The sequence below is a fragment of the Paracoccus haematequi genome, assembly GCF_900631945.1.
GTDB classification, from domain to species: domain Bacteria; phylum Pseudomonadota; class Alphaproteobacteria; order Rhodobacterales; family Rhodobacteraceae; genus Paracoccus; species Paracoccus haematequi_A.
Genome location: NZ_UZWE01000046.1, coordinates 48811 through 72009 on the forward strand (window position 1 = coordinate 48811; position 23199 = coordinate 72009).

20 protein-coding genes are annotated in these 23199 nt (G+C 66.7%); 9 read left to right on the forward strand and 11 right to left on the reverse strand.

The window, feature by feature from the left end; genetic code table 11:
* Nucleotides 1-19: 19 nt before the first annotated feature.
* From PARHAE_RS15895 to PARHAE_RS15920, 7 genes are all read right to left on the reverse strand, one after another.
* The gene (locus tag PARHAE_RS15895) at nucleotides 20-559 is read right to left on the reverse strand and encodes a holin family protein (protein WP_126155553.1); all 540 of its coding nucleotides are present in this window, start codon (nucleotides 557-559) and stop codon (nucleotides 20-22) included.
* Nucleotides 550-1161 carry a holin-associated N-acetylmuramidase gene (locus tag PARHAE_RS15900; protein WP_126155554.1) on the reverse strand — a complete coding sequence of 204 codons (612 nt, stop codon included), beginning with the start codon at nucleotides 1159-1161 and terminating at the stop codon, nucleotides 550-552. Before PARHAE_RS15900 ends, PARHAE_RS15895 begins: the two co-directional genes overlap by 10 nt.
* Before the next feature lie 75 nt (nucleotides 1162-1236).
* The gene (locus PARHAE_RS15905) at nucleotides 1237-1707 is read right to left on the reverse strand and encodes a CinA family protein (RefSeq protein WP_126155555.1); all 471 of its coding nucleotides are present in this window, start codon (nucleotides 1705-1707) and stop codon (nucleotides 1237-1239) included.
* Entirely contained in the window at nucleotides 1704-2201 is a 498-nt protein-coding gene (locus PARHAE_RS21430; RefSeq protein WP_206436992.1) for a phosphatidylglycerophosphatase A family protein, read from the reverse strand. The genes PARHAE_RS15905 and PARHAE_RS21430 overlap by 4 nt, the downstream gene beginning before the upstream one ends.
* Nucleotides 2202-2204: 3 nt before the next feature.
* Nucleotides 2205-3347: a bifunctional 2-C-methyl-D-erythritol 4-phosphate cytidylyltransferase/2-C-methyl-D-erythritol 2,4-cyclodiphosphate synthase gene (locus PARHAE_RS15910; protein ID WP_206436994.1), complete on the reverse strand. Its 1143-nt coding sequence runs from the start codon at nucleotides 3345-3347 to the stop codon at nucleotides 2205-2207.
* Entirely contained in the window at nucleotides 3344-5524 is a 2181-nt protein-coding gene (purL, locus tag PARHAE_RS15915; RefSeq protein WP_126155556.1) for a phosphoribosylformylglycinamidine synthase subunit PurL, read from the reverse strand. The genes PARHAE_RS15910 and purL overlap by 4 nt, the downstream gene beginning before the upstream one ends.
* Nucleotides 5525-5825: 301 nt before the next feature.
* Nucleotides 5826-6752: a LysR family transcriptional regulator gene (locus tag PARHAE_RS15920; RefSeq protein ID WP_126155557.1), complete on the reverse strand. Its 927-nt coding sequence runs from the start codon at nucleotides 6750-6752 to the stop codon at nucleotides 5826-5828.
* Between the two features lie 148 nt (nucleotides 6753-6900).
* On the opposite strand from PARHAE_RS15920, the gene PARHAE_RS15925 reads away from it, so the two are divergent.
* The 3 genes from PARHAE_RS15925 to ccmE all read left to right on the forward strand — a co-directional run bounded on the left by PARHAE_RS15925 (nucleotide 6901) and on the right by ccmE (nucleotide 11660).
* Complete coding sequence (locus tag PARHAE_RS15925) at nucleotides 6901-10290, forward strand: indolepyruvate ferredoxin oxidoreductase family protein (protein WP_126155558.1); 3390 nt, start codon at nucleotides 6901-6903, stop codon at nucleotides 10288-10290.
* An 88-nt stretch (nucleotides 10291-10378) separates the two neighbouring features.
* Nucleotides 10379-11191 (forward strand): glutamate racemase, encoded by an 813-nt coding sequence (locus PARHAE_RS15930; protein WP_126155559.1) that lies wholly within the window; start codon nucleotides 10379-10381, stop codon nucleotides 11189-11191.
* A gap of 19 nt (nucleotides 11192-11210) precedes the next feature.
* Nucleotides 11211-11660: a cytochrome c maturation protein CcmE gene (gene ccmE, locus PARHAE_RS15935; protein ID WP_126155589.1), complete on the forward strand. Its 450-nt coding sequence runs from the start codon at nucleotides 11211-11213 to the stop codon at nucleotides 11658-11660.
* 96 nt (nucleotides 11661-11756) lie between these two features.
* On the opposite strand, the gene PARHAE_RS15940 is transcribed toward ccmE, so the two are convergent.
* Nucleotides 11757-12314 (reverse strand): TetR/AcrR family transcriptional regulator, encoded by a 558-nt coding sequence (locus PARHAE_RS15940; protein WP_126155560.1) that lies wholly within the window; start codon nucleotides 12312-12314, stop codon nucleotides 11757-11759.
* A gap of 85 nt (nucleotides 12315-12399) precedes the next feature.
* On the opposite strand from PARHAE_RS15940, the gene PARHAE_RS15945 reads away from it, so the two are divergent.
* Both PARHAE_RS15945 and PARHAE_RS15950 read left to right on the forward strand, forming a co-directional pair.
* Entirely contained in the window at nucleotides 12400-13887 is a 1488-nt protein-coding gene (locus PARHAE_RS15945; RefSeq protein ID WP_126155561.1) for an MFS transporter, read from the forward strand.
* Between the two features lie 31 nt (nucleotides 13888-13918).
* Nucleotides 13919-15370: a TrkH family potassium uptake protein gene (locus PARHAE_RS15950; protein ID WP_126155562.1), complete on the forward strand. Its 1452-nt coding sequence runs from the start codon at nucleotides 13919-13921 to the stop codon at nucleotides 15368-15370.
* On the opposite strand, the gene PARHAE_RS15955 is transcribed toward PARHAE_RS15950, so the two are convergent.
* A complete protein-coding gene (locus PARHAE_RS15955; protein ID WP_126155563.1) occupies nucleotides 15367-16470 on the reverse strand; it encodes a helix-turn-helix transcriptional regulator in 1104 nt (367 codons plus the stop codon). The genes PARHAE_RS15950 and PARHAE_RS15955 overlap by 4 nt on opposite strands.
* 170 nt (nucleotides 16471-16640) lie before the next feature.
* Between PARHAE_RS15955 and PARHAE_RS15960 the strand changes: the two genes are divergently transcribed.
* Nucleotides 16641-17135, forward strand: coding sequence for a hypothetical protein (locus PARHAE_RS15960; protein ID WP_126155564.1), 495 nt, complete (start codon nucleotides 16641-16643; stop codon nucleotides 17133-17135).
* Nucleotides 17136-17161: 26 nt separating this feature from the next.
* Here PARHAE_RS15960 and PARHAE_RS15965 read toward each other — a convergent pair whose 3' ends face one another.
* Complete coding sequence (locus tag PARHAE_RS15965) at nucleotides 17162-18472, reverse strand: peptidoglycan-binding domain-containing protein (protein WP_126155565.1); 1311 nt, start codon at nucleotides 18470-18472, stop codon at nucleotides 17162-17164.
* A 93-nt stretch (nucleotides 18473-18565) separates the two neighbouring features.
* On the opposite strand from PARHAE_RS15965, the gene PARHAE_RS15970 reads away from it, so the two are divergent.
* The 3 genes from PARHAE_RS15970 to glyS are packed head-to-tail and all read left to right on the forward strand — an operon-like array spanning nucleotide 18566 to nucleotide 22274.
* A complete protein-coding gene (locus tag PARHAE_RS15970; protein WP_126155566.1) occupies nucleotides 18566-19483 on the forward strand; it encodes a glycine--tRNA ligase subunit alpha in 918 nt (305 codons plus the stop codon).
* Nucleotides 19480-19950, forward strand: a complete 471-nt coding sequence (locus PARHAE_RS15975) for a DUF6446 family protein (RefSeq protein ID WP_126155567.1) — start codon at nucleotides 19480-19482, stop codon at nucleotides 19948-19950. The genes PARHAE_RS15970 and PARHAE_RS15975 overlap by 4 nt, the downstream gene beginning before the upstream one ends.
* Nucleotides 19950-22274, forward strand: a complete 2325-nt coding sequence (gene glyS / locus PARHAE_RS15980) for a glycine--tRNA ligase subunit beta (RefSeq protein WP_126155568.1) — start codon at nucleotides 19950-19952, stop codon at nucleotides 22272-22274. Before PARHAE_RS15975 ends, glyS begins: the two co-directional genes overlap by 1 nt.
* A gap of 142 nt (nucleotides 22275-22416) precedes the next feature.
* Here glyS and PARHAE_RS15985 read toward each other — a convergent pair whose 3' ends face one another.
* A complete protein-coding gene (locus PARHAE_RS15985; protein WP_126155569.1) occupies nucleotides 22417-23196 on the reverse strand; it encodes a succinate dehydrogenase iron-sulfur subunit in 780 nt (259 codons plus the stop codon).
* Nucleotides 23197-23199: the final 3 nt, after the last annotated feature.

Below are 23199 nucleotides of genomic sequence, written 5' to 3' on the forward strand. Positions count from 1 at the left end.
GCGTGTCGCGCGCTGCGGCCTATTCGCGCAGGGTCGCCACCCAGTCGCGCAGCGCCGCGTTGTCGGCGAAATCGTCGCGGGGACGCTGGGCCGGCACCTGCCCGGTCGATGCCTGCCCCGCCGTCGCCGTGACGCTGGTCTGCACCTGCGCGGCGGGCCAGACGCGGTGGCGGAAATGATGCGCCTCTCGTGCGCCGAAATAGAAGCCGACGATGGCCCCCAGCAGCCACCACAGCGGTTCGGGCACCTGTTGCAGCCCGACCATGCGCAGGCCGAAGCCCTGCGGCTCGACCATGGCATAGACGAACAGGCCCATCGTCCCCAAGGCCAGAAGCGGCCGGGGAAGCCTGTTCAGGCCATTGACGAAGCTGTCGAAAAAGCCGGGGCGGACGGTCTGGAATTCCTGTCCCAGCTGGGTGATGGCGCGGGCATAAGCCTCCTCCTCAAGCTCCATCTTGCGGGTGGCGTTCTGGGTGAAGACCTCGGCCATGCCGGTCGCGGCGCTGCCCAGGGCGGTGACGCCCTGCCCCAGCCCGATGAAGCGGTCGATCATGCCCATTTGGCGGTCCTTTCGCGATGCTCGGCCTCGGTCAGGTGATAGCGGGGGCTGATGAATTCCTCGGCCCGGGTGATCCAGCCGCCCTTGCCGCCCGCCTTGCTGCGCGCATATTTCCGGCTGGCCGGGCGCTGATCGGCCAAGGCATAGTAGTAATTTCGCCGGGCGATCCCATAGGCATCGGCCAGGTGATCGGGCGCCGCAGCGGCGGCGTCGCGCGCGGCGGCGACGGTCTGCGGGCCGATCACGCCGTCCGCCGTGGCCGAAAAGCCCATGCGCGCGACCAGCCGTTGCAGGATCTTCACCGCATTGGTCCCGGCATTCACATACATGTCGAAGACGCTGGCCTGCACCGCCTCGGGCAATTCCGACAGGCGCGGGCGGCGGAAATAGTGTTCGACGAAGATCTGCTGCGCCTGGCCACGGGTCAGCGACCGCACGTCGGTCGCGTCGATGCGCCCGTCGCGGTTCAGATCCAGGCCCAGAGCCTTCATCGTCCCGATGGTCACGCCGAAATTCGTGGCGCCGCCCGGATCGTCCGGGTCGTTCACATAACCGCCCTCGCGCCCGACGATCTGGGCCGCGACTTCCTCAACGCTTGGCATGAATACCCCCGTCCTGAAACCAGGGCGCAAGGGTGGCGGGGGCGCGTTAACGGGCTGTTAACCCGTCGCGCGTTGCTAGCCGCGCAACGCGTCCAGCAGCATCCGCAGCGCGTGGTCCACGGTCGCGGCGCGGACCTGGCTGCGGCCGATGGCGCCGAATTCCACGGTTTCCGTGCGGGTGCCGAAGGGCTGGGCGATGCCGAAGCAGACGCGCCCCTCGGGCTTGTGTTCCGACCCGCCCGGCCCGGCGATCCCTGTCACCGACACCGCGATTCCGGCATCCGAGTTGCGCAGCGCGCCCAGGGCCATTTCCGCCGCGACCTGTTCGCTGACGGCGCCGTGGGCGTCCAGCGTTTCGGCGCGGACGCCCAGCATCTGCCGCTTGGCGGCGTTGGAATAGGTGACGAAGCCCCGATCCACGGCGTCCGAGGATCCCGGCACCTCGGTCAGCGCGCCCGCGATCAGCCCGCCGGTGCAGCTTTCGGCGGTGGCGATCATCACGCCGCGCGCGCGGGCGGCATCCAGAACGTCAGAGGCAAGGGTCACAGCATCGGCTCCAGCACGGCATGGTAAAGGCCCGCCAAGGCGACGGACCCGACGCCCGCGAACAGCCCGGCCCACAGGTCGTCCATCATCACGCCCACGGCCCCGCCCTGCCGGTCGGCGCGGCCCACCAGCCAGGGTTTCCAGATGTCGAACAGCCGGAACAGCAGGAAGGGCACGACAAAGCCCGGCCAGGCGTCGAGGATCGAGATCCCGTGCCGCCACAGCGGGATGACGGTAAAGGACATGGCCAGCCACTGGCCCGCCACCTCGTCGATCACGATCCAGGACGGGTCTTCGTCGGTGGTCAGCCGCAGCGCCTGCGGCACCGCCCAGAAGCCGACCACCGCGGCAAGAACCGCGCCCAGGGGGATCAGCAACGCGCCCCCCGCCTGATAGACCAGGACGGCCAGCAGGACGGCGGCGGCGGATCCCCAGGTGCCGGGCGCGGGACGCAGGCGGCCGATGCCGAAAAAGGTGACGATCATCGCGATCATGGGTCAGGCCTTCATCAGCGCGGCGGTGGCGATGGCGGCGATGCCCTCGCGCCGCCCGGTGAAGCCCAGCCGTTCCGAGGTGGTGGCCTTGACGCTGATGCGCGCCGGATCGACGTGCATGATCTGCGCCAGACGTGCCTGCATGGCCTGCGCGTGTGGGCCGATTTTCGGCGCCTCGCAGATCAGCGTCACGTCGGCATTGCCGAAGGTGAACCCCCGTTCGCGGGCCAGGTCGGCCGCGTGGCGCAGGAAGATGGCGCTGTCGGCGCCCTTCCATTGCGGATCGCTGGGCGGGAAATGACGGCCGATATCGCCCTCGGCCAAGGCGCCATAGATGGCGTCGGTCAGGGCGTGCATCCCCACATCGGCGTCGGAGTGGCCGACCAGGCCCGCCTCATGCGCGATCCGCACGCCGCAGAGCCAGACGTGGTCGCCCGGCCCGAAGGCGTGAACGTCGTAGCCGTTGCCAAGGCGGATATCCATCGCGGCCCCCAGAATGCGTTCGGCCCGCGCGAAATCGGCGGGAAAGGTGATCTTCAGATTGTCCTCGGACCCTGGCGTGATGGCAACCGGGATCCCGGCCTTGAGAGCCAGTTCCACATCGTCGGCGGCGTTGTCCGGGTGGAGGCGGTGCGCTTTGGATATTTGGTCCAAGGCAAAGCCCTGAGGCGTTTGCGCGCGGAACAACCCGTCGCGGGGGGCGGTGGCGGTGACGGTGTTGTCCCCACCGCGCCACAAGGCATCGGTAACAGGCAGCGCCGGGGCGGCGGCGGGCGCGCCCACTTGCAGCGCGTCGATCACGCCCCGGATCACCGCGTCGCTGACCAGGGGACGCGCGCCGTCGTGGATCAGGACATGGGTCGCCTGCCCTTGCAGCGCCTCAAGCCCCGCCATGACGCTGGCGGCGCGTGTGTCTCCGCCGGTGACGATGGTCACGCCGCCCGCGAAATCTCGCAGCGCGCGGGCCATGTCGTCAGGATGGACCACCAGCACCACGCGGCCGAAGCCCGCGAAGGCGTCAAGCGAGCGGGCCAGGACGCTGCGGCCCGCGAGGTCGCGCCATTGCTTCGGCTCGCCCCCGGCGCGGGTGCCGCGTCCGGCGGCGGTGACGATGGCGGCATAACCCGCCGGGGCCCTGACCGTCATGCGTGGTCCGGCATGTCGCCCCGGATCGCCTTGGCAAAGGCGGTGCGATACAGGTCCGACAGGTCCGCCAGATCGCCCGCGTCATCGCCCATCTGCACGGCCAGGCCGCCGAAGACGCCCACTTGCGCGGCGGGAACGCCTGCCGCGTCGGCGGCCTTCAGCAGGGCGTCGGCGCCTTCCGCCGTGCAGGCAACCAGATAACGGGCCTGGTCCTCTCCGAACAGCTGCGCGATGTCGCCGCTGTCCAGCCGGATGCCGATGCCCGCCGCCTCGGCCATCTCGAAGGCGGCAAGCGCCAGGCCGCCGTCGGACAGGTCGGTCGCCGATGTCACCAGCGCGCGGTTGGCGCGCAGGAATTCGCCATGCTTGCGCTCGGCGGCCAGATCGACAGGGGGGGCGTCGCCTTCCTCGATCCCGAAAGCCTCGGCGGCAAGGGCCGACTGGCCCAGGTGGCCGCGCGTCTCGCCGATGACGACGGCCACGTCGCCTTCCGACGGCAGGCCCGCGATCAGGTTCGACAGGTCGTCGATCAGGCCCACGCCGCCGATGGTAGGGGTGGGCAGGATGCCCTTGCCGTCGGTTTCGTTGTACAGCGACACGTTGCCCGACACGATCGGGAAATCCAGTGCCGCGCAGGCTTCTCCGATGCCTTTGATGGCGCCGACAAGCTGGCCCATGATCTCGGGCTTTTCGGGGTTGCCGAAGTTCAGGTTGTCGGTGGTGGCCAGCGGCAGCGCGCCCACGGCGGTGAGGTTGCGATAAGCCTCGGCCACGGCCTGCTTGCCGCCCTCGAAGGGGTTCGCCTTGACGTAGCGGGGCGTCACGTCGCTGGTAAAGGCCAGCGCCTTGTTCGTGCCGTGGACACGGACCACGCCCGCGCCCATGCCGGGGCGGCGGATCGTGTCGGCGCCCACCTGGGTGTCGTATTGTTCCCAGACCCAGCCCTTGTGGGCATGGTTGGGCGAACCGATCAGCGCCCGCAGCGCCTTGAGGGGCGTGATCGGCGGCAGGGTCGGCGCGGGACCGGCGGCGGGGGTTTCCACCCAAGGGCGGTCGTATTCCGGCGCGCTGGAGGACAGCTTGGACAGCGGCAGGTCGGCCTTGACCTCATTGCCATGCAGGATCAGGAAGCGGTCCTCGGCGATGGTCTCGCCCACGATGGCGAAATCCAGATCCCATTTCTCGAAGATCGCGCGGGCCTCGGCCTCCTTCTCGGGCTTCAGCACCATCAGCATCCGTTCCTGCGATTCCGACAGCATCATCTCATAAGCCGTCATGGCGGTTTCGCGCTGCGGCACGGCGTCGAGGATCAGCTTGATGCCCAGCCCGCCCTTGTCGCCCATCTCGACCGCCGAACAGGTCAGCCCGGCCGCGCCCATATCCTGGATCGAAATGACGGAATCCGTCTGCATCAGTTCCAGGCAGGCTTCCAGCAGGCATTTCTCGGTGAAGGGGTCGCCCACCTGCACCGTTGGGCGCTTTTCCTCGATGGAGTCGTCGAACTCGGCCGATGCCATGGTTGCGCCGCCCACCCCGTCGCGGCCGGTCTTGGCGCCCAGATAGACGACCGGCATCCCGATCCCCGAGGCCGCCGAATAGAAAATCTTGTCCGCATCGGCCAGACCGGCCGCGAAGGCGTTGACCAGGCAGTTGCCGTCATAGCTGCGGTGGAAGCGCACCTCTCCGCCCACGTTCGGGACGCCGAAGGCGTTGCCATAGGCGCCGATGCCCTCGACCACGCCCTTGACCAGATGCGGGGTCTTGGGATGTTCGGGGCGGCCGAAGGACAGCGCGTTCATGGCGGCGATGGGGCGCGCGCCCATGGTGAACACGTCGCGCAGGATGCCGCCCACGCCGGTCGCGGCGCCCTGGTGCGGCTCGATGTAGGAGGGGTGGTTGTGGCTTTCCATCTTGAAGACCACCGCCTGGCCGTCGCCGATGTCCACCACGCCCGCGTTCTCGCCGGGGCCGCAGATCACCTGCGGGCCGGTGGTGGGCAGGGTGCGCAGCCATTTCTTGGACGATTTATAGGAGCAATGCTCGTTCCACATCGCCGAGAAGATGCCCAGTTCGGTGAACGTGGGTTCGCGCCCGATGATGTCCAGGATCCGGTCGTATTCGTCGGGCTTCAGCCCGTGCGCGGCGATCAGGTCGGGGGTGATCGTCGGTTCCTGCATCGTGGTGCCTTCCTGCCGAGGTTTCCCGGCCTTTTATGGCCAGATGCCGCGCATGGGAAGGCCCGCCCGAGGCCCGCCCCCGAGGCAGGGCCAAAAAAAAGCCGGGCACGAGGCCCGGCCTAAGTCCAACAGGGAGGTAGAAGGTGATGAGCGATTACGCTGACCATCGCCTTCGACGCTTGATTTATGGGCAGGTTGTTAACGGTTCAAGACCAATGGCACCGCCCCGCCCGCATAGCCGCCATGCAGTGGCGGAATGGCGACACGCGGAAGTTGCAGATATGTCGCGCGGCTTGCGACCTTAGTCGGTCGCGGCGGCCTCGGACAGCAGCAGGGCTTCGCTCTGGCGGCGGCGGAAGGCCTGGATTTCCTCCAGCACGAAATCGCGGAACACGGTCACGCGGCGGGTCTGGCGCAGTTCCTCGGGATAGGCCAGGAACACCGGCACCTCGCCCGAATCCAGATTCGGCAGCACCCGCACCAGCCGCTTGTGGTCGGCGGTCAGGTAATCGGGCAGCACGCCGATCCCCAGATTGGCCAGAACGGCTTGCAGGACGCCGAAATAGTTGTTGACCGTCAGCGTCGATCCGATGTTCTGGGCCATGATTTCCTGCACCAGCCGCGCGCCCGCCGCGACCTGGGGCTGGTCGGGCTTCTGGCAGATCAGCCGATAGGGCGACAGGTCGGCGATGGTTTCGGGCACGCCCGCCTTGTCCAAATATTCCTGGGTCGCATAAAGGCGCATCCGCACGGAAAGCAGGCGACGGCGGATCAGATCGGACTGGCTGGGTTCCTTCATGCGGATCGCCACGTCGGCCTCGCGCATGGGCAGATCCAGCACCCGTTCCTCCAGCATCAGATCGATCTTCAGGTCGGGATACTTGTCGTACAGCTTGACCAGCTTGGGCGCCAGCCACAGCGTGCCGAAGCCGACTGTGGCCGTCACCTTCAATTCGCCGAAGACATGCTGTTCGCTGTCGCGGATTCGCGCCGAGGCTGTGTCCAGCTTGCGCGCCATCGAGGAGGTCGCCTCGAACAGCAGCTCGCCCTGCTCGGTCAGAATCAGTCCGCGCGCGTGGCGATGGAACAGGGTGGTTCCCAGCGATTCCTCCAGGGCGCGAATCTGCCGGCTGACCGCCGATTGCGACAGATGCAGCGTGTCGCCGGCATGGGTCAGGCTGCCCGCATCGGCAACCGCGTGAAATATTCTGAGCTTGTCCCAGTCCATGCTGTTACAATCCTGCCGTGCCTGCCATGCAATTTTTGCAGACCTATCCTGAATGCAGCATTCCGGCAAGCGAAAGCCGCACACGCAGTTTTTCCTTCGTCGGTCAGCAAACCTGACCTATAATGCGGGTGGTGGAGGAGACGTTTCAATGAGCAAGCAAGAATTCTCGCTAGCCGACCGCTTTGACCTGACCAAGCCGCAGGTGCTGCTAAACGGCACTCAGGCCCTGGTGCGGCTGATGCTGATGCAGGCGGCGCGCGACAAGGCGGCGGGGCTGGACACGGCGGGGTTCGTGACCGGCTATCGCGGATCGCCGCTGGGGGGCGTCGATCTGGCGATGATGCGCGAAGGCAAGCGGCTGTCCGCGTCGAACATCCTGTTCCAGCCCGGCCTGAACGAGGATCTGGCCGCGACCGCCATCTGGGGCAGCCAGCAGGCGGAACTGCGCGGCGAAGGCAAATACGACGGCGTCTTCGCGCTGTGGTATGGCAAGGGGCCGGGCGTGGACCGTTCCGGCGACGTGATGCGCCATGCCAACATGGCGGGCACCTCGCCTCATGGCGGCGTCGTGATGGCGATGGGCGACGACCATACCGGCGAAAGCAGTTCCGTGCTGCACCAGTCGGACTGGGCGATGATCGACCGCTATATCCCGGTGCTGTCCCCTGCCGGGGTGCAGGAGATCCTGGATTACGGGCTGTATGCCTTTGCCCTGTCGCGCTTCGCGGGGGTCTGGACCGGCCTCAAGACCATGAAGGACACGGTCGAGGCGACCAGCGTCGTGAACGGCGATCCCTTCCGGCTGTCCTTCGTGACGCCCGACTTCACCATGCCCGAAGGCGGGCTGAACATCCGCCTGCACGACACGCCGGTGGCGTCCGAGGCGCGGATGATCGACTATAAACGCTGGGCGGCCGAGGCGTTTTCGCGCGCCAACAAGATCGACCACAAGGTCTGGGGCAAGCCCGGCGCCAAGATCGGCTTCGTCGCGGCGGGCAAGAACTGGCTGGATCTGGTCCACGCCCTGTCCCTGCTGGGCATCGACGAATCCGAGGCCGAACGGCTGGGCCTGACCACCTACAAGGTCGGGCAGACCTGGCCCTTGGACATGAAGTCCTTCCAGGAATGGTCGGAAACGCTGGAACTGATCGTCTGCGTCGAGGAAAAGCGCAAGCTGATCGAGGTTCAGTTGAAGGAAGCGATCTTCGACAACCGCCACGGCCGCCGCGTCCACGGCTGGAAGCACGACCGCACCGGCGCCGAACTGTTCCCGACCCGCTATGCCCTGGATCCGGTGATGATCGCCCAGAAGATCGGCGAGATCCTGATCGAGGAAGGCCGCGGCACCGACCACATCAAGGCCGGGCTGACCCGCCTGTCCGAGGTGCGTCGCGCCGACAATGCGCCCGAAATCGCCACGCGCACGCCCTGGTTCTGTTCGGGCTGCCCGCACAACAGCTCGACCAAGCTGCCCGAGGGCAGCCGCGCCTATGCGGGCATCGGCTGCCATTACATGGTGCAGTGGATGGACCGCGAAACCACCGGCTTCACCCATATGGGCGGCGAGGGGGTGAACTGGGTGGGCGAGGCCCCGTTCAGCAAAAGAAAGCATGTGTTCCAGAATCTTGGCGACGGAACCTATAACCATTCCGGGTCTCTGGCAATCCGCGCGGCCATCGCGGCGGGCACCACCATCACCTATAAGATCCTGTTCAACGATGCCGTGGCGATGACCGGCGGCCAGCCGAACGAGGGCGGGCTGACGGCCCAGCAGATCGCCGAGGAACTGGTCGCGATGGGCGTGAAGCCCCTGGTCGTCGTCTATGACGAAAAGGAAGACATCGACCGCAAGCAGTTCCCGGCGGGCCTGCGCTTCGAGGAACGGGCCGAGTTGATGACCGTGCAGCGTGAACTGGCGGAAACCCAGGGCGTCAGCGCGATCCTCTATATCCAGACCTGCGCCGCCGAAAAGCGCCGCCGCCGCAAGCGCGGCACCTTTCCCGATCCCGACCGCCGCGTCTGGATCAACCCCGAGGTCTGCGAGGGCTGCGGCGATTGCGGCGTCCAGTCGAACTGCGTCTCCATCGTGCCGCTGGACACCGAACTGGGCCGCAAGCGCCAGATCGACCAGTCCTCCTGCAACAAGGATTATTCCTGCCTCAAGGGCTTCTGCCCCAGCTTCGTCACCGTCCAGGGCGGCAAGCTGAGGAAACCCCAGGCCGAGTCCTTCGACATCCCGGACCTGCCAAGCCCCGCCCTGCCCGCGATCACCGGCACCCATAACGTCGTCATCACCGGCGTCGGCGGCACCGGGGTCGTGACCCTGGGCGCGGTGCTGGCCCAGGCCGCCCATATCGACGGCAAGGGCGCGGGCATGATGGAGATGGCGGGCCTGGCCCAGAAGGGCGGCGCGGTCCATATCCACCTGCGCCTGGCGAACCGCCCCGAGGACATCAGCGCCATCCGCGTCGCCGTGGGCGAGGCCGACTGCATCATCGGCGGCGATCTGGTGGTGACGGCGGGCGCCAAGACCATCGGGCTGATGACCACGGGTCGCACCGGCGCGGTGGTCAACGATCACGAAATCATCACCGGCGACTTCACTCGCCTGCGCGATTTCCGCGTGCCCTCGGACCAGTTGAAGGTCGCGCTGCAAGCGCGGCTGCGCGACCGCGTGGCCTTCTTCGACGCCAACGACCTGGCGCTGCGGCTGCTGGGCGATTCGATCTATGCCAACATGCTGGTCCTGGGCGCGGCCTGGCAGCAGGGCCTGCTGCCGCTGTCGCTGGAGGCGATCATGCAGGCCATCGAGCTGAACGGCGCCAAGGTCGCGGAAAACCAGCGCGCCTTCCTTATCGGCCGCTGGGCCATGGCCTTTCCCGACCAGACCCGCAAACCGGCCGAGCTGACGCAGCTTCCCCCGGACCCGGTGGCCTATCGCCAGGCGCGGCTGGTGGACTATCAGGGCAAGCGCCTGGCCCGGCGCTTCCGCAAGCTGGTCGATGCCGCCCCTGCCCCGCTGCGCGAAAGCGTCGCGCGCGGCTATTACAAGCTTCTGGCCTACAAGGACGAATACGAGGTCGCGCGGCTGCACCTGACCACCGCCGAGCAGATCGCCGCGCAGTGGGACGGCGAGACGAAGCTGACCCTGCACCTCGCCCCGCCGATCCTGCCCGGCAAGGATGCCGACGGGCGCCCGAAAAAACGCGAATACGGCGAATGGATGCTGGGGGCCTTCAAGGTTCTGGCGCGGCTGAAAGTCCTGCGCGGCACGCCCTTCGACCCCTTCGGCTATACGGCCGAACGCCGCCATGAACGCGCCGCGATCCGCGAATACGAATCCGACATGCGCGAGGTTCTGGCGCGTGTCACCGACGCCACCATGCCCATCGCCATCGAGCTTGCGGAACTGCCCCTGACCGTGCGCGGCTATGGCCCGGTCAAGGAACAGGCTGCGGCGCAGGCGGCCGCCCGGCGGGCCGAACTGCTGGCGCAATTCCGCAGCGGCCAGGCGCCCTTGCAGCAGGCCGCCGAATGACGACTTTGGTCGGCGACCTGATCTAAGTCATTCCAAACCGTCGCGATGCGCCTTAAAACGGGCGTCGCGACAGGCGGGGAATGGCATCATGGCGGTAGGCGTTTTCGATTCGGGTCTTGGCGGGCTGACGGTCCATCAGGCCATCGCCGCCCGGCTGCCCGACCTGCCCCTGGTCTATCTGGGCGACAACAGCCACACGCCCTATGGCACGCGCACCGCCGACGACATCTTCGACCTGACCTGCGCGGGCGTGGAACGGCTGTGGCAGGAAGGCTGCGACCTGGTAATCCTGGCCTGCAACACCGCCAGCGCCGCCGCGCTGAAGCGGATGCAGGAAACCTGGCTGCCCGCAGACAAGCGCGTCCTTGGCGTCTTCGTGCCGATGATCGAAGCGCTGACCGAACGCCGCTGGGGCGACAATTCGCCGCCCCGAGAGGTCGCGGTCAAGCATGTCGCCCTGTTCGCCACCCCCGCCACCGTCGCCAGCCGCGCCTTCCAGCGGGAACTGGCCTTCCGCGCGGTCGGCGTCGATGTCGAGGCGCAGCCTTGCGGCGGCGTGGTCGATGCCATTGAAATGGGCGACGAAATCCTGGCCGAGGCGCTTGTGGCATCCCATGTCGAGGCGCTGCTGCGGCGGATGCCCCATCCCGAGGCGGCGATCCTGGGCTGCACTCATTACCCGCTGGTTCAGGACGCGTTCCAGAAGGCGCTTGGCCCGAACGTCAAGGTTTTCAGCCAGGCGGGGCTGGTCGCCGAAAGCCTGGCCGACTATCTGAAACGCAGGCCGGAATTCCTGGGGTCGGGGACGGATTCGAAATATCTGACGACCGGCGACCCGGTTCGCGTGTCGGGCAAGGCCACGCAGTTCCTGCGCCGCCCGATCCGCTTCGAGGCAGCATGAGGTTATCGCCATGGCAGGCATGAAATCCCTGAAGAAACGCCGTCGCATCCAGGTGATCGTCGCGGCCGCCGTGGCCCTGGTGATCGCGGTCGGGCTGATCGGATACGGCTTTCGCGACGGCATCAACCTGTACCGCTCGCCCATGCAGCTGGCCGAGGCCGCGCCAGATCCCGACGAATATTTCCAGCTGGGCGGGCTGGTGAAGGAAGGCTCGATCGTCAACCGCGACGGGGTAGAGTTCGATTTCGTCATCACCGACGGCGCGGCGGAAATTCCCGTCAGCTATGTCGGCCGCGACCCGCGTCCCGACCTGTTCACGGAAGGCCAAGGCACCATCGCGAAGGGATATTACCGCAACGGCCGCTTCGAGGCCCGCGATCTGCTGGCCAAGCATGACGAGACCTATATGCCGAAAGAGGTCATGGACACGCTGAAGGAAACCGGCGTGTATCAGGATCCGAACAGCTAGGGCGACATCGGCGGGGCGGACGCTGGCCGGCCGTTGAAGGCCCGGCGGTTGGCGACGGAAGGCGCATCGTTCGGCGAAGGCGAGGGCCTTCGCGCGTCAACTGTCAGGACAGCCATCGCTGTCCAACAACCCGCCGATATCCGCGAACACCGCCTGCCATTCCGCATCCTCCAACGGCATGAAGCGCAGGAAATGCAGCAGGAACGCTCCTTCGCAGGCCAGGAAGGCCAGCCGCGCGCGGCGGCTTTCCGGGGTATCCGCATCCAGCCCCGCCAGCCTGTCCCGATACCACTGTCGGGTCGAGGCCAGATGCTCGGGCGTCTGCATCAGCCCCGCCATCAGGCTGGCGGCCTTGGTCATCGACACCTCGTCCGCCTCTCGCGTCGCCGCCAGATGCGCGCGGATCCGCTGCATCCCATCCGCATCGGGACCGGCGACCGCCGCGAACTTCGCGTCATAGTCGCGGTTCCAGCGCGTGAACATCGCATCGATGATGTCGTCCTTGGTCCCGAAGGCGTATTGCACCCCGCCCTTGGTGATCCCGCAGGCGCGGGCCAGCGCGTCGATGGTCAGCGCCGAGGCCCCCTGGTTGCGGACGATCTCCTCGGCCGCGTCCAGCAGCCTTTCGCGGTCGATGCTGCGCGGTCTTGCCATGTCGCCCCTTCCGTTTCCATACGATCGTATTTAAACTGATCGCCTGCGACTCGCCACCCCGCCGCGCTTCATTTTCAGGTGAGACATGACCGCCCGTTCCCCCTGGCTTGTGCTGGCCATCGTATCGACCGCGCTGTTCCTGATCGTCATCGACATGACGGTGCTTTACACGGCGCTGCCGACATTGACGCGCGACCTGGACGCCTCGGCTACGGAGAAGCTGTGGATCGTCAATGCCTATTCGCTGGTGGTGGCCGGTCTGCTGCCGGGCGCGGGGGCGCTTGGCGACCGCTTCGGGCACCGGCGGATGTTCATGATCGGGCTGGTGATCTTCGGTCTGGCCTCGCTGGCGGCGGGGTTCGCGCCGTCCTCGGCGATGTTGATCGCGGCGCGCGCGGCCCTGGCGGTGGGCGCGGCGGCGATGATGCCCGCCACGCTGTCGATCATCCGCCACAGCTTCGACGACCCCGATCAGCGCGCCCTGGCCATCGGCATCTGGGCGGCGGTGGCATCCGGCGGGGCGGCGCTTGGCCCGGTGATCGGCGGCGCGCTGTTGCAGCATTTCCACTGGGGCGCGGTATTCCTGATCAACCTGCCGGTGGTCCTGGCGGCGCTGCCGCTGACGCTGGCCTTCGTGCCCAGGGGCCAGGCCCACGGGCACCATCCCTTCGATCCGGTCGGATCGGTGCAGGCCCTGGTCGGGCTGGTCGGGCTGACGCTTGCGATCAAGGAGATCGCCAAGCCCGATCCCTCGGTCCTGGTGCTGGTCCTGTCCGCGACGGTGGGCGCGGCGGCCCTGGCGCTGTTCCTGCGCCGCCTTCGCCGCAGCGCCAGCCCGATGATCGACCTGACGCTGTTCCGCGACCCGCGCTTTTCGGGCGGCGTGATCGGGGCCGTCGTGTCCGCCGCAACGCTGCTGGGGGTCGAACTGGTCATCACGCAGCGCCTGCAACTGGTCCAGGGGATGACGCCGCTGCAAGCCGGGCTGTTCATCCTGCCTATTCCGCTGGCGGCTTTCGTGGCGGGGCCGGTCGCGGGCCTCCTGTTGGGCCGGGTCCGCGCGGGCGTCCTGCTGTCCGCGACACTGGCGATCAGCGGGACGGGCATCCTGATCTATTGGGCGGGTTTCGGCCAGACCTGGGTCGAGCTTGCCAGCTTCGCCATCATGGGCGCGGGCATCGGGGCGGCGATGACGGCGGCATCGTCCGCGATCATGCTGAACGCGCCCGCCGACCGGGCGGGCATGGCCGCCTCGGTCGAGGAAGTGTCCTATGAACTGGGCGGCGCGCTTGGCATCGCCATGCTGGGCAGCCTGATGGCGGGCGTCTACAGCGCCAGCTTCGCGGCCGCAGGCGGATCGGGGGCCCAGGCGCGGGATTCCCTGGACGGCGCCCTGGCCCTGGCCGCGACCCTGCCCGCGCCCCAGGCGGACACCCTGCTGGCCCTTGCCAATGCCGCCTTCGACCGCGCCACGGGCGCGGTGGCCCTTGCGGCGGGACTGGTGCTGCTGGGGGCGGCCTTGTGGATCGGCCGCATCAACCGCGCGGGCAGGACGATCCAGCAGAGCGCTTGACGCCCGGCAGGGCGCGGGGCAAGCAATCCCCATGATCGACCTTCGCCCCGTGGCCCATCCGATCGGCAAGATCATCGTGACCCTGGGGGTTTCGATGCTGTCGCCGATGCTGGTGGACTGGTGGCACGGCGATCCGCATTGGGTCGTCTTTCTGCAATGCGCGGCGCTGACCACCGTCGCGGGCACGCTGGTCTCGGTCGCGACCTGGGGCGATTACAAAAGCCTGTCGATCCAGCAGGCCTTCCTGCTGACCTCGGGCCTGTGGGCGGTGCTGCCGGTCTTCGGCGCCCTGCCCTTCATGCTGGGTCAGCCCGACGCCAGCTTCACCGACGCCTATTTCGAGGCGATGTCGGGCGTCACCACCACCGGCACCACCGCCTTTCCCGAACTGGACGGCCTGCCGCGCGGCACCCATCTGTGGCGCGCCATCCTGCACTGGATCGGCGGGCTGGGGATCGTCGTCGTCGCCATGGTGTTCCTGCCGATCATGAAGGTCGGCGGGATGCAGTTCTTCCGGTCCGAGGGCTTCGACACCCTGGGCAAGATCATGCCCCGCGCCGGAGAGATCGCGGCCGAGATGACGCGGATCTACATCATGCTGACCGGCTTCTGCACGATCACCTATCTGCTGCTGGGCATGAACGGCTTCGACGCCATCGTGCAAGCCTTCGGCACGGTGTCCACCGGGGGATTTTCCAACTACGACGCCAGCTTCGGAGCTTTCCTGGGTCCGCTGGAATGGGCGGCGTCGTTCTTCATGATCCTGGCCTCGATCCCCTTCATCCGGCTGGTCCAGGGGATGCGGGGGGATTTCACGCCGATCTGGCGGGATCTGCAAATCCGCGCCTATCTGCGCTGGATACTCTCAGCCTGCGCGATCATCGTCGCCTATCGCGTGATCTTCCTGCGCCATCAGGGCAACATCGTCGACATCACGCGCGAGACGGTGTTCAACACGATCTCGACCTTTTCGGGCACCGGGTTCTTTTCCACGGACGTGATGACCTGGGGCCACCTGCCCATCGCCATCCTGATCATCTGCGGGCTGATCGGCGGCTGCACCGGCTCGACCGCCTGTTCGGTCAAGGTGTTCCGCTATCTGGTGCTGTTCCAGGCTGTGCGCGCGCAGTTGCGCCGGATGCATTCGCCCCACCGGGTCTATGCCCTGCGCTACGAGGGCCGCCCGCTGGACCAGGACGTGATCGATTCCGTGATGGCCTTCTTCACGCTGTTCATGCTGACCTTCGGGCTGCTGATCGTGGGCCTGTCGCTGACCGGCCTGCACCCCCGCACCGCCCTGACCGGCGCCTGGACCGCCATCGCCAATATCGGCCCCGTCTGGGGACCGGAGATCACCGCCAACGGTTCGGTCGCCGAATTTCCCGAAGCCGCCAAATGGCTGATGACGCTGGGCATGTATCTAGGCCGGCTGGAACTGGTGTCGGTGCTGGTCCTGCTGCTGCCGCGGTTCTGGCGGGGCTAGGGGCGGCCTTGCGCCAGGATCCGCGCCACGTCGATCCGGTGACGCGCGTCCATCTTGGCCAGGACCGACCGGATCTGATTGCGCACGGTGTGCAGGCTGGCCTGCCGCGTCCGGGCGATCTCGGCGGTGCTCAGGCCCTCGGCGACGGCGGCAGCGACCTCGGCCTCGGCCGGGGTCAGGTCGAAGCGAGATTGCAGGTGCGACAGCCGTGACGGAGCCTCGACCGGGCGCGACAGCACGAACAGGATCCGGGGCCGGGCAAAGCAGTGCCCCCCGAAAAAGGGAGAGGGCAGGCCGGGACCATCGCCGGGCTGCACAAGCCTGACCTGCCAGCCATCCGCGCCCTGGACGGCGCGCGCCAGGGGTTTCGCGCCCCCGGAAGCCCGGCAAGCGGCCCTGGCCCAATCCTGCACGGCGCCATCCAGGAACATCAGCCTGTTGAACGGGTCCAGCCGGAAGACCCTGCCCTCCTGCAAGGTGGCGCCGGCGTCCGCCCAGACCAGCGACAGGCCGTCATCGACCATCATCAGCCCGCCGTCGCCCGCCCCCGCCTGCCCGCCGTGAAGGGACAGGGCCGAGACGATCTCGGCCACCTGGAAGGCGTGAGACAGATGCGGCTCCAGCCGGTCCAGCAGGCGCTGCGCGCGCAGGGCCGCCCGGTCGCCGTCGCGCCGCCGGATGTTCAGCGACAGGACCAGCGAACGGTTGCCCTGCGGGCGCGATTTCACCGCGACGGCGATGGACAGGTCTTCCTGCGGACGCAGCCAGTCGTTGTAGAATTCGGTCCGGCGCAGCACCTCGTCGGGCAGATCCATGGGCGACACCCTGGCCCGCCCCTGCGGGATGGCCGCCGACAACGGCATGAAGGGATTGATGCGGTGGTAATGCGCCAGATAGGACTGCGTAAAGGCCGGATCGAAGCTGCCCGCGACGGACAGGAACGGCGCATCCGATGGTCGCGCGGCGCCATGGATCGAGGCCTTGGCCCCGCCGAACCGCTGTTCCAGGGCCAGCACGAAATCCTGCCATCCGGCGCGGTCCAGGGCCGCGCGGTGCAGATGGGCGATCAACGGGTCTTCCGGCAATGCGGAACTGGGCATGGCGAACCCGGAAACTAGCAAGCGGCTACCTGATGTTAGCCCAGTTATTTTGATATGTTAAATAAATTTATCCTCATAACGCAAATGCGTCATGTGCTTCGAATGGCTCAGATCAAAATGCACATTACTGAATACGAAAGTTACAGCACTTAGTATAAGGATGTGTCACCATGAGTAAAATTAGTCTCTGGCTCCTTGCAGTCATGAGCCCTGTAGTAGCGGCGGCACCTAGCGTGGCGTTTTCACAGGAATGCCCGTCCGGTTTCACCTTGCTGGGTCAAGCTTACGATGAAGACAGCAAGGTAAACGCTGAAGCAAAGGTTGAGGCTTTTCCCCCGGCCTTGGTCAAATTTCCTCCACATTTTAAGCTTGATCGTAGCATTGTCCAGCAGGGCGGAAAGTGGGCAGGTGGTTCTGCAAGTGCAGTAATGTCAGATGGGAACGTACCTGAAGGAATTCTGATCCTTGCAGGAGGTACGGAAGGTGGCGCTAAAGGATGGGCAGTTGGACCCGCTAAGCTTGTGGTTTTACAAGAAGCGGATGATGAAATCATTCAACGCGGCCTTGAAATTGGCCTGTATTGTCACACAGGCAGCGGCGAAGCAGATAAGGCAGGCCATCTCAGTTGCAATGTGCACGCCAATATTTGCGGAAAGTCCAAGTGACATTATTTTTGAGCGTCTGACGTAATCTACGGTTTCAACACACCCGCGCCGGGGGCATCCTCCGGCGCGGCGTCCGCCACCGTCCGCGCAAAACTGTCCGACATTTCCGCCGCGATCCGCGCCTGGCCCTGCGCATCCGCCGCGGGCCAGATCAGCACGAAGCCCTCGGCCCGGCCGTCGCGGACCCAGCCTTCGGCGCGGCCGAGATGGGTGTCGTTCGCGCCTTCCAGCAGGACGTGGCCGGGCTTGATGGTGCGGACCGGCTGCGGCACCCAGCCAAGCGCGGTGACAAGGCCCGACAGATCCAGCAGCTCCTGCTGCCCGCCGGGCTGGCTGAACAGGATCAGCGCCGCGCCGGACCCGTCCTTCGGCCCATAGATCGACAGCGCCCGTTCCGTCCGGTCGAACTCCAGCCGGTCCATCGGCGCCAGCAGCGACAGTCCGGTCGCCGTGTCGTCCAGCGTGACCAGCCCGACCTCGGCCCGCCACGCCTCGCGCCGCGCGATCAGTTCGCGCATCGCCGTGCCGGGGTCGGTGGACAGGCGTTCGGCCAGAATCTCGGCGCGGATGGCGTCGCGGGTGCGCGGGCCGTCCTTGCCGTCGATCTCTCCGTCATAGACGCCCGCCCAACGCAGCGCGCGCTGCACCTGGTCCAGCGGCGGCATTTCGCCGGGGGCGGCAGGGGGCGCGGGCAGGTTCGGCGCCTGCCCCGCCTGGACCACCGCCGCCAGATCGGCGGCGTCCGACACGAAAGCGTCGTTCGGGACAAGGTCGCCATCCTTGAAAACCTTCAGCCAGGCATCGGCGGCAGCCCGGTCCAGCGGACCCAGAACCACCCCGAACCAGCCGTTCGGCAGGCCCGCCAGCCCCGCCTCGGGGAAGGTCTTGCGCCATTCGACAAGGGCCGCGTCCGCATCTGTCCGCGACGGTACCGATTGCAGGCGCAGATAGGCGCCCGGCGCGGGCAGATCCGGCTGCGGCGCGGCGGGTTCTGGCGCGGCAGCCGGCGCCTCGGCCACGGGCGCGGCCCGGCCTACCGGGGTCAGCACCACATCCTCGCCCGGCACGGTGACGAAACTGTCCGCCGGGATCTGCCGCGCCTCTTTCAGCGCGCCGATGCGCTCGCCCGCCTCCTCGGGCGTCAGCGGCCCGATGGCGATGGCGGTCCAGCCGCGCGGCAGCGGAAAGGTCACCACATCGCCCAACTGGCTGGCCCAGCGGGCGGCGGCCTCGGCCACGTCGCCGCCGCGCTTGGCCTCGATGCGGATCACGGCGTCCTGCGCGAAGCTCGCCATCGGCAGTCCCGCCGCCATCACCACGAAAGCCAGTCGCCGCATTCCCATCCCCTTTTCCGGCCTTTATTGACCCTGTTCCCCGCGCCGCCTAGAAGGCGCGCAAGCATGTGCTGATCTATGCAAAGGACGGCCCCGATGACCAGCCCCAACCGACCCCGCAGCTTTCAGGAGATCATCCTGCGCCTGCAAGCCTATTGGGCCGAACAGGGCTGCGCGGTCCTGCAACCCTATGACATGGAGGTGGGCGCGGGCACCTTCCACCCGGCCACCACGCTGCGCAGCCTGGGCGGCAAGTCCTGGGCGGCGGCCTATGTCCAGCCCTCGCGCCGCCCCACGGACGGGCGCTATGGCGAAAACCCGAACCGGCTTCAGCACTATTACCAGTATCAGGTTATCATCAAGCCGTCGCCCGCGAACCTGCAAGACCTGTATCTGGGCAGCCTGCGCGCCATCGGCCTGGATCCGCTGGTCCATGACGTGCGCTTCGTCGAGGACGACTGGGAATCCCCCACGCTGGGCGCCTGGGGCCTGGGCTGGGAGGTCTGGTGCGACGGCATGGAGGTCAGCCAGTTCACCTATTTCCAGCAGGTCGGCGGCCATGACTGCCGCCCCGTCTCGGGCGAGCTGACCTATGGGCTGGAACGGCTGGCGATGTATGTGCTGGGGGTCGAGCATGTGATGGACATGCCCTTCAACGATCCCGGCGCGCCGATCCCGCTGACCTATGGCGACATCTTCCGCCAGACCGAGCAGGAATATTCCCGCTGGAACTTCGATCAGGCCGATACGGACATGCTGTTCCAGCACTTCAAGGACGCCGAGGCCGAATGCGCCCGGATCCTCGCCGCCGAGCCGGTGGACGGCGCCGGGCGGACCATCCCGATGGCGCACCCGGCCTATGACCAGGCGATCAAGGCCAGCCATATCTTCAACCTGCTGGACGCGCGCGGCGTGATTTCGGTCACGGAACGGCAGGCCTATATCGGCCGGGTCCGGGCGCTGGCGAAAGCCTGCGCCGACCTGTTCGTGACCACGGAAGCGGCCCAGGCATGAATGGCAAGATCATCGGCATCGGCCTGCTGGCCGCCGCCGTGATCGCGGGCGGCGGCATGTGGTATTTGCAGGAATATCATTTCTACGACCGGCTGGACCCCTCGGCCGTGGCGCCGACCGTAATGGTTGACGGCGCCCCCCTGCCCCTGGCGACCACCGGGGTCGAGGCGATCGACGCCGACAGTTCCCCCCTGCGGTGGCGCGCCTGTTTCCGCCTGGCCGAACCCCTGCCCGCGGGCGCGGAACCCTTTGCCCAACCGACGCCGCTGGCGGCGCCCTCATGGTTCGGCTGCTTCGACTATGCCCAGCTAACCCGCGACCTGGAATCGGGCGCGGCCGCCGCCTATCTGTCCCGGCCCGAAATCCGGCCCGACGTGGACCGCGTGATCGCCGTTTATCCCGACGGCCGCGCCTTCGGCTGGCACCAAATGAACGACAAGACCCCGGAACGCGGAGTGATGGACTGATGCCCGACCTGCTGATCGAACTGTTTTCCGAGGAAATCCCCGCCCGGATGCAGGCCCGCGCCCGCGAGGATCTGAGGAAGCTTGTGACCGACGGCTTGGTGGACGCCGGGCTGACCTATGCCTCGGCCGGGGCGTTTTCCACGCCGCGCCGCCTGACCCTGACGGTCGAGGGGCTGACCGCCAACAGCCCCACCACGCGCGAGGAACGCAAGGGCCCCCGCACCGACGCGCCGGACGCCGCGCTGGAAGGCTTCCTGCGCTCCACGGGCCTGACCCGCGACCAGTTGCAGGCCCGCGACGACAAGAAGGGCCAGGTCTGGTTCGCGGTGATCGAACGCGCGGGCCGCCCCGCGTCCGAGATCGTGGCCGAGGTTCTGGACGCCACCATCCGCAACTTCCCTTGGCCCAAGTCGATGCGGTGGGGCGCGGGTTCGCTGCGGTGGGTGCGTCCGCTGCATTCGATCCTCTGCCTGCTGTCGGACGAAGCGGGCGCCACCGTTGTCCCCCTGGCGGTCGAGGGCATCACGGCGGGCAACAGCACGCGCGGTCATCGCTTCCTGTCCCCCGACGCCTTCACCGTCACGGGCTTCGACGATTACGCCGCCAAGCTGCGCCGTGCCCATGTGATCCTGGACAGCGCCGAACGCGAGGCTGCGATCCGCCAGCAGGCCGAAAATCTCGCCTTCGCGCGCGGCTGGCAGATCGTCCCCGACGACGGGCTTCTGTCCGAGGTCGCGGGCCTTGTCGAATGGCCCGTCCCCCTGATGGGCGTGATCGAGGACCGCTTCCTGGACCTGCCGCCCGAGGTTCTGCAAACCTCGATGAAGGAACACCAGAAGTTCTTCTCGGCCAAGAACCCCAAGACCGGCCGGATCGAAGGTTTTGTGACTGTCGCCAATATCGAGACCCCGGACGACGGCGCGACGATCCTGGCCGGGAACCAGCGGGTGCTGGCCGCGCGCCTGTCCGACGCCGCCTTCTTCTGGGAAAACGACCTGCGCGAGGCGAAGGCGGGGATGCAGGCTTGGGCCGAGGGTCTGAAGTCGGTGACGTTCCACAACAAGCTGGGCAGCCAGGCGGATCGTGTTGCGCGGATCGCGGCGCTAGCCCGAGAGATCGCGCCGCTGGTCGGCGCCGACGCGAACCAGGCCGAACAGGCCGCGAAGCTGGCCAAGCTGGACCTGCGCAGCGCCATGGTCGGCGAGTTCCCGGAATTGCAGGGCACCATGGGCCGGTATTACGCCCTAGCGGCGGGTGAGCCGGATGCGGTGGCGGATGCCGCCCGCGACCACTATTCGCCGCTGGGTCCGTCAGATGCAGTGCCGACTGCGCCGGTTTCGGTGGCGGTGGCGCTTGCGGACAAGATCGACACGCTGACCGGGTTCTGGGCGATTGATGAGAAGCCCACCGGGTCAAAGGATCCCTATGCGCTGCGGCGGGCGGCGTTGGGGGTTATTCGGCTAGAGATGGAAAACCTAGTTCGTGCCTCACTCGGAAGCGTGGCCGTAAAACAATATATGCAGACGTTGAGATTCCTTCAGAAAGAGAATCGTTATATTTTCTTGAAAGATACTAACTCAAACAATACGCTAACGCAGTTTTTTTCAATTACATGCTTGTTCTCTACCGATACACGCTTTTCTGTCAACTCCGAAAGGGTTGATTCTGATTCACCAGTATTCGTCTGTCGGAACAAACGAGAGCCAAACAGTGATAGTGCAAATTCCCTTCAGATCACGAGCAATCTTGAAGGATATTATGAAGTATTAGAGGAACTTCCGTCACCAAACGATCTTGCAGCCGACCTCCTCTCCTTCCTCCACGACCGCCTCAAGGTCTATCTCCGCGACCAGGGCATCCGCCACGACATCATCGACGCCGTGCTGGCGCAGCCCGGCAATGACGACCTCGTGCTCGTAGTGAACCGCGCCACCGCGCTGAACGCCATGCTGCAAACCGATGACGGGAAAAACCTGATCCAAGGCCTCAAGCGCGCCGGGAACATCCTGGCGCAGGCCGAGGAAAAGGACGGCGTCGAATACAGCTTCGGCGCCGACCCGAAGTTCGCGGAAAACGATCAGGAACGCGCCCTGTTCGCCGCCCTCGATACCGCCGAACCGGCGATCAAGGCCGCCATCGCGGCCGAGGACTTCCCCGCCGCCATGACCGCCATCGCCGCCCTGCGCGCGCCCATCGACGCCTTCTTCGACACGGTGCAGGTCAACACCGACAACCAGATCGTCCGCCGCAACCGCCTGAACCTGCTGCACCGCATCCGCGCCGCAGGCCAGCAGATCGCCGACTTCACCAAAGTCGAAGGGTGAAAAGCGCCCGGAAAAAGGTCCACTGGACCTTTTCCAGCGACAAACGCGCGACGCGCAGCAAAAGGGCCAGAGGCAAAACCTCCGGCCCTTCTTCTTTGTCCCAATACCCCGCGGGGGTCCGGGGGCGCGAAGCCCCCGGCTTTTACACCATCCGGTCGACCATCATGTGCTTGATGGACGCGATCGCCTTGGCCGGGTTCAGCCCCTTGGGGCAGGTATTGGTGCAGTTCATGATCGTGTGGCAGCGATACAGCTTGAAGGGATCCTCCAGCTCGTCCAGCCGCTCGCCAGTCGCCTCATCGCGCGAGTCAATGATCCAGCGATAGGCGTGCAGCAGCGCCGCCGGGCCCAGATAGCGGTCGCCGTTCCACCAATAGGACGGGCAGGCGGTCGAACAGGACGCGCACAGGATGCACTCGTACAGCCCGTCCAGCTTCTTGCGGTCCTCGATGGACTGCTTCCATTCCTTGCCGGGCGTGGGCGACTTGGTGATCAGATAGGGATTCACGCTGGCGTGCTGGGCATAGAAATGCGTCAGGTCGGGGACCAGATCCTTGACCACCGGCATGTGCGGCAGCGGATAGATCGACACGTCGCCCTTCACCTCGTCGATGCCATAGATGCAGGCCAGGTGGTTGCCGCCGTCGATATTCATCGCGCAGGAACCGCAGATCCCCTCGCGGCAGGACCGGCGGAAGGACAGGGTCGGGTCGATCTCGTTCTTGATCTTGATCAGCGCGTCCAGGACCATCGGCCCGCATTTGTCCAGATCGACGAAATAGGTGTCCAGGCGCGGATTTTCGCCCGTATCGGGATCCCAGCGATAAATCTTGAACTTGCGGACATTGGTCGCGCCCTGGGGCGCGGGCCAGGTCTTGCCGACGCGGATCTGGCTGTTCTTGGGCAGGGTGAACTGGACCATAGG

Bases quoted from the DNA above. Each gene is read 5' to 3' on its own strand.
- PARHAE_RS15955 (WP_126155563.1), bottom strand. From the start codon at position 16,470: ATGCCCAGTTCCGCATTGCCGGAAGACCCGTTGATCGCCCATCTGCAC.
- purL (WP_126155556.1), bottom strand. From the start codon at position 5,524: ATGCAGGAACCGACGATCACCCCCGACCTGATCGCCGCGCACGGGCTG.
- PARHAE_RS15975 (WP_126155567.1), top strand. From the start codon at position 19,480: ATGAATGGCAAGATCATCGGCATCGGCCTGCTGGCCGCCGCCGTGATC.
- PARHAE_RS15895 (WP_126155553.1), bottom strand. From the start codon at position 559: ATGGGCATGATCGACCGCTTCATCGGGCTGGGGCAGGGCGTCACCGCC.
- PARHAE_RS15985 (WP_126155569.1), bottom strand. From the start codon at position 23,196: ATGGTCCAGTTCACCCTGCCCAAGAACAGCCAGATCCGCGTCGGCAAG.
- PARHAE_RS15960 (WP_126155564.1), top strand. From the start codon at position 16,641: ATGAGTAAAATTAGTCTCTGGCTCCTTGCAGTCATGAGCCCTGTAGTA.
- PARHAE_RS15910 (WP_206436994.1), bottom strand. From the start codon at position 3,347: ATGACGGTCAGGGCCCCGGCGGGTTATGCCGCCATCGTCACCGCCGCC.
- PARHAE_RS15940 (WP_126155560.1), bottom strand. From the start codon at position 12,314: ATGGCAAGACCGCGCAGCATCGACCGCGAAAGGCTGCTGGACGCGGCC.
- PARHAE_RS15965 (WP_126155565.1), bottom strand. From the start codon at position 18,472: ATGCGGCGACTGGCTTTCGTGGTGATGGCGGCGGGACTGCCGATGGCG.
- PARHAE_RS15945 (WP_126155561.1), top strand. From the start codon at position 12,400: ATGACCGCCCGTTCCCCCTGGCTTGTGCTGGCCATCGTATCGACCGCG.
- PARHAE_RS15900 (WP_126155554.1), bottom strand. From the start codon at position 1,161: ATGCCAAGCGTTGAGGAAGTCGCGGCCCAGATCGTCGGGCGCGAGGGC.
- glyS (WP_126155568.1), top strand. From the start codon at position 19,950: ATGCCCGACCTGCTGATCGAACTGTTTTCCGAGGAAATCCCCGCCCGG.
- PARHAE_RS15950 (WP_126155562.1), top strand. From the start codon at position 13,919: ATGATCGACCTTCGCCCCGTGGCCCATCCGATCGGCAAGATCATCGTG.
- PARHAE_RS15925 (WP_126155558.1), top strand. From the start codon at position 6,901: ATGAGCAAGCAAGAATTCTCGCTAGCCGACCGCTTTGACCTGACCAAG.
- ccmE (WP_126155589.1), top strand. From the start codon at position 11,211: ATGAAATCCCTGAAGAAACGCCGTCGCATCCAGGTGATCGTCGCGGCC.
- PARHAE_RS21430 (WP_206436992.1), bottom strand. From the start codon at position 2,201: ATGATCGCGATGATCGTCACCTTTTTCGGCATCGGCCGCCTGCGTCCC.
- PARHAE_RS15920 (WP_126155557.1), bottom strand. From the start codon at position 6,752: ATGGACTGGGACAAGCTCAGAATATTTCACGCGGTTGCCGATGCGGGC.
- PARHAE_RS15930 (WP_126155559.1), top strand. From the start codon at position 10,379: ATGGCGGTAGGCGTTTTCGATTCGGGTCTTGGCGGGCTGACGGTCCAT.
- PARHAE_RS15970 (WP_126155566.1), top strand. From the start codon at position 18,566: ATGACCAGCCCCAACCGACCCCGCAGCTTTCAGGAGATCATCCTGCGC.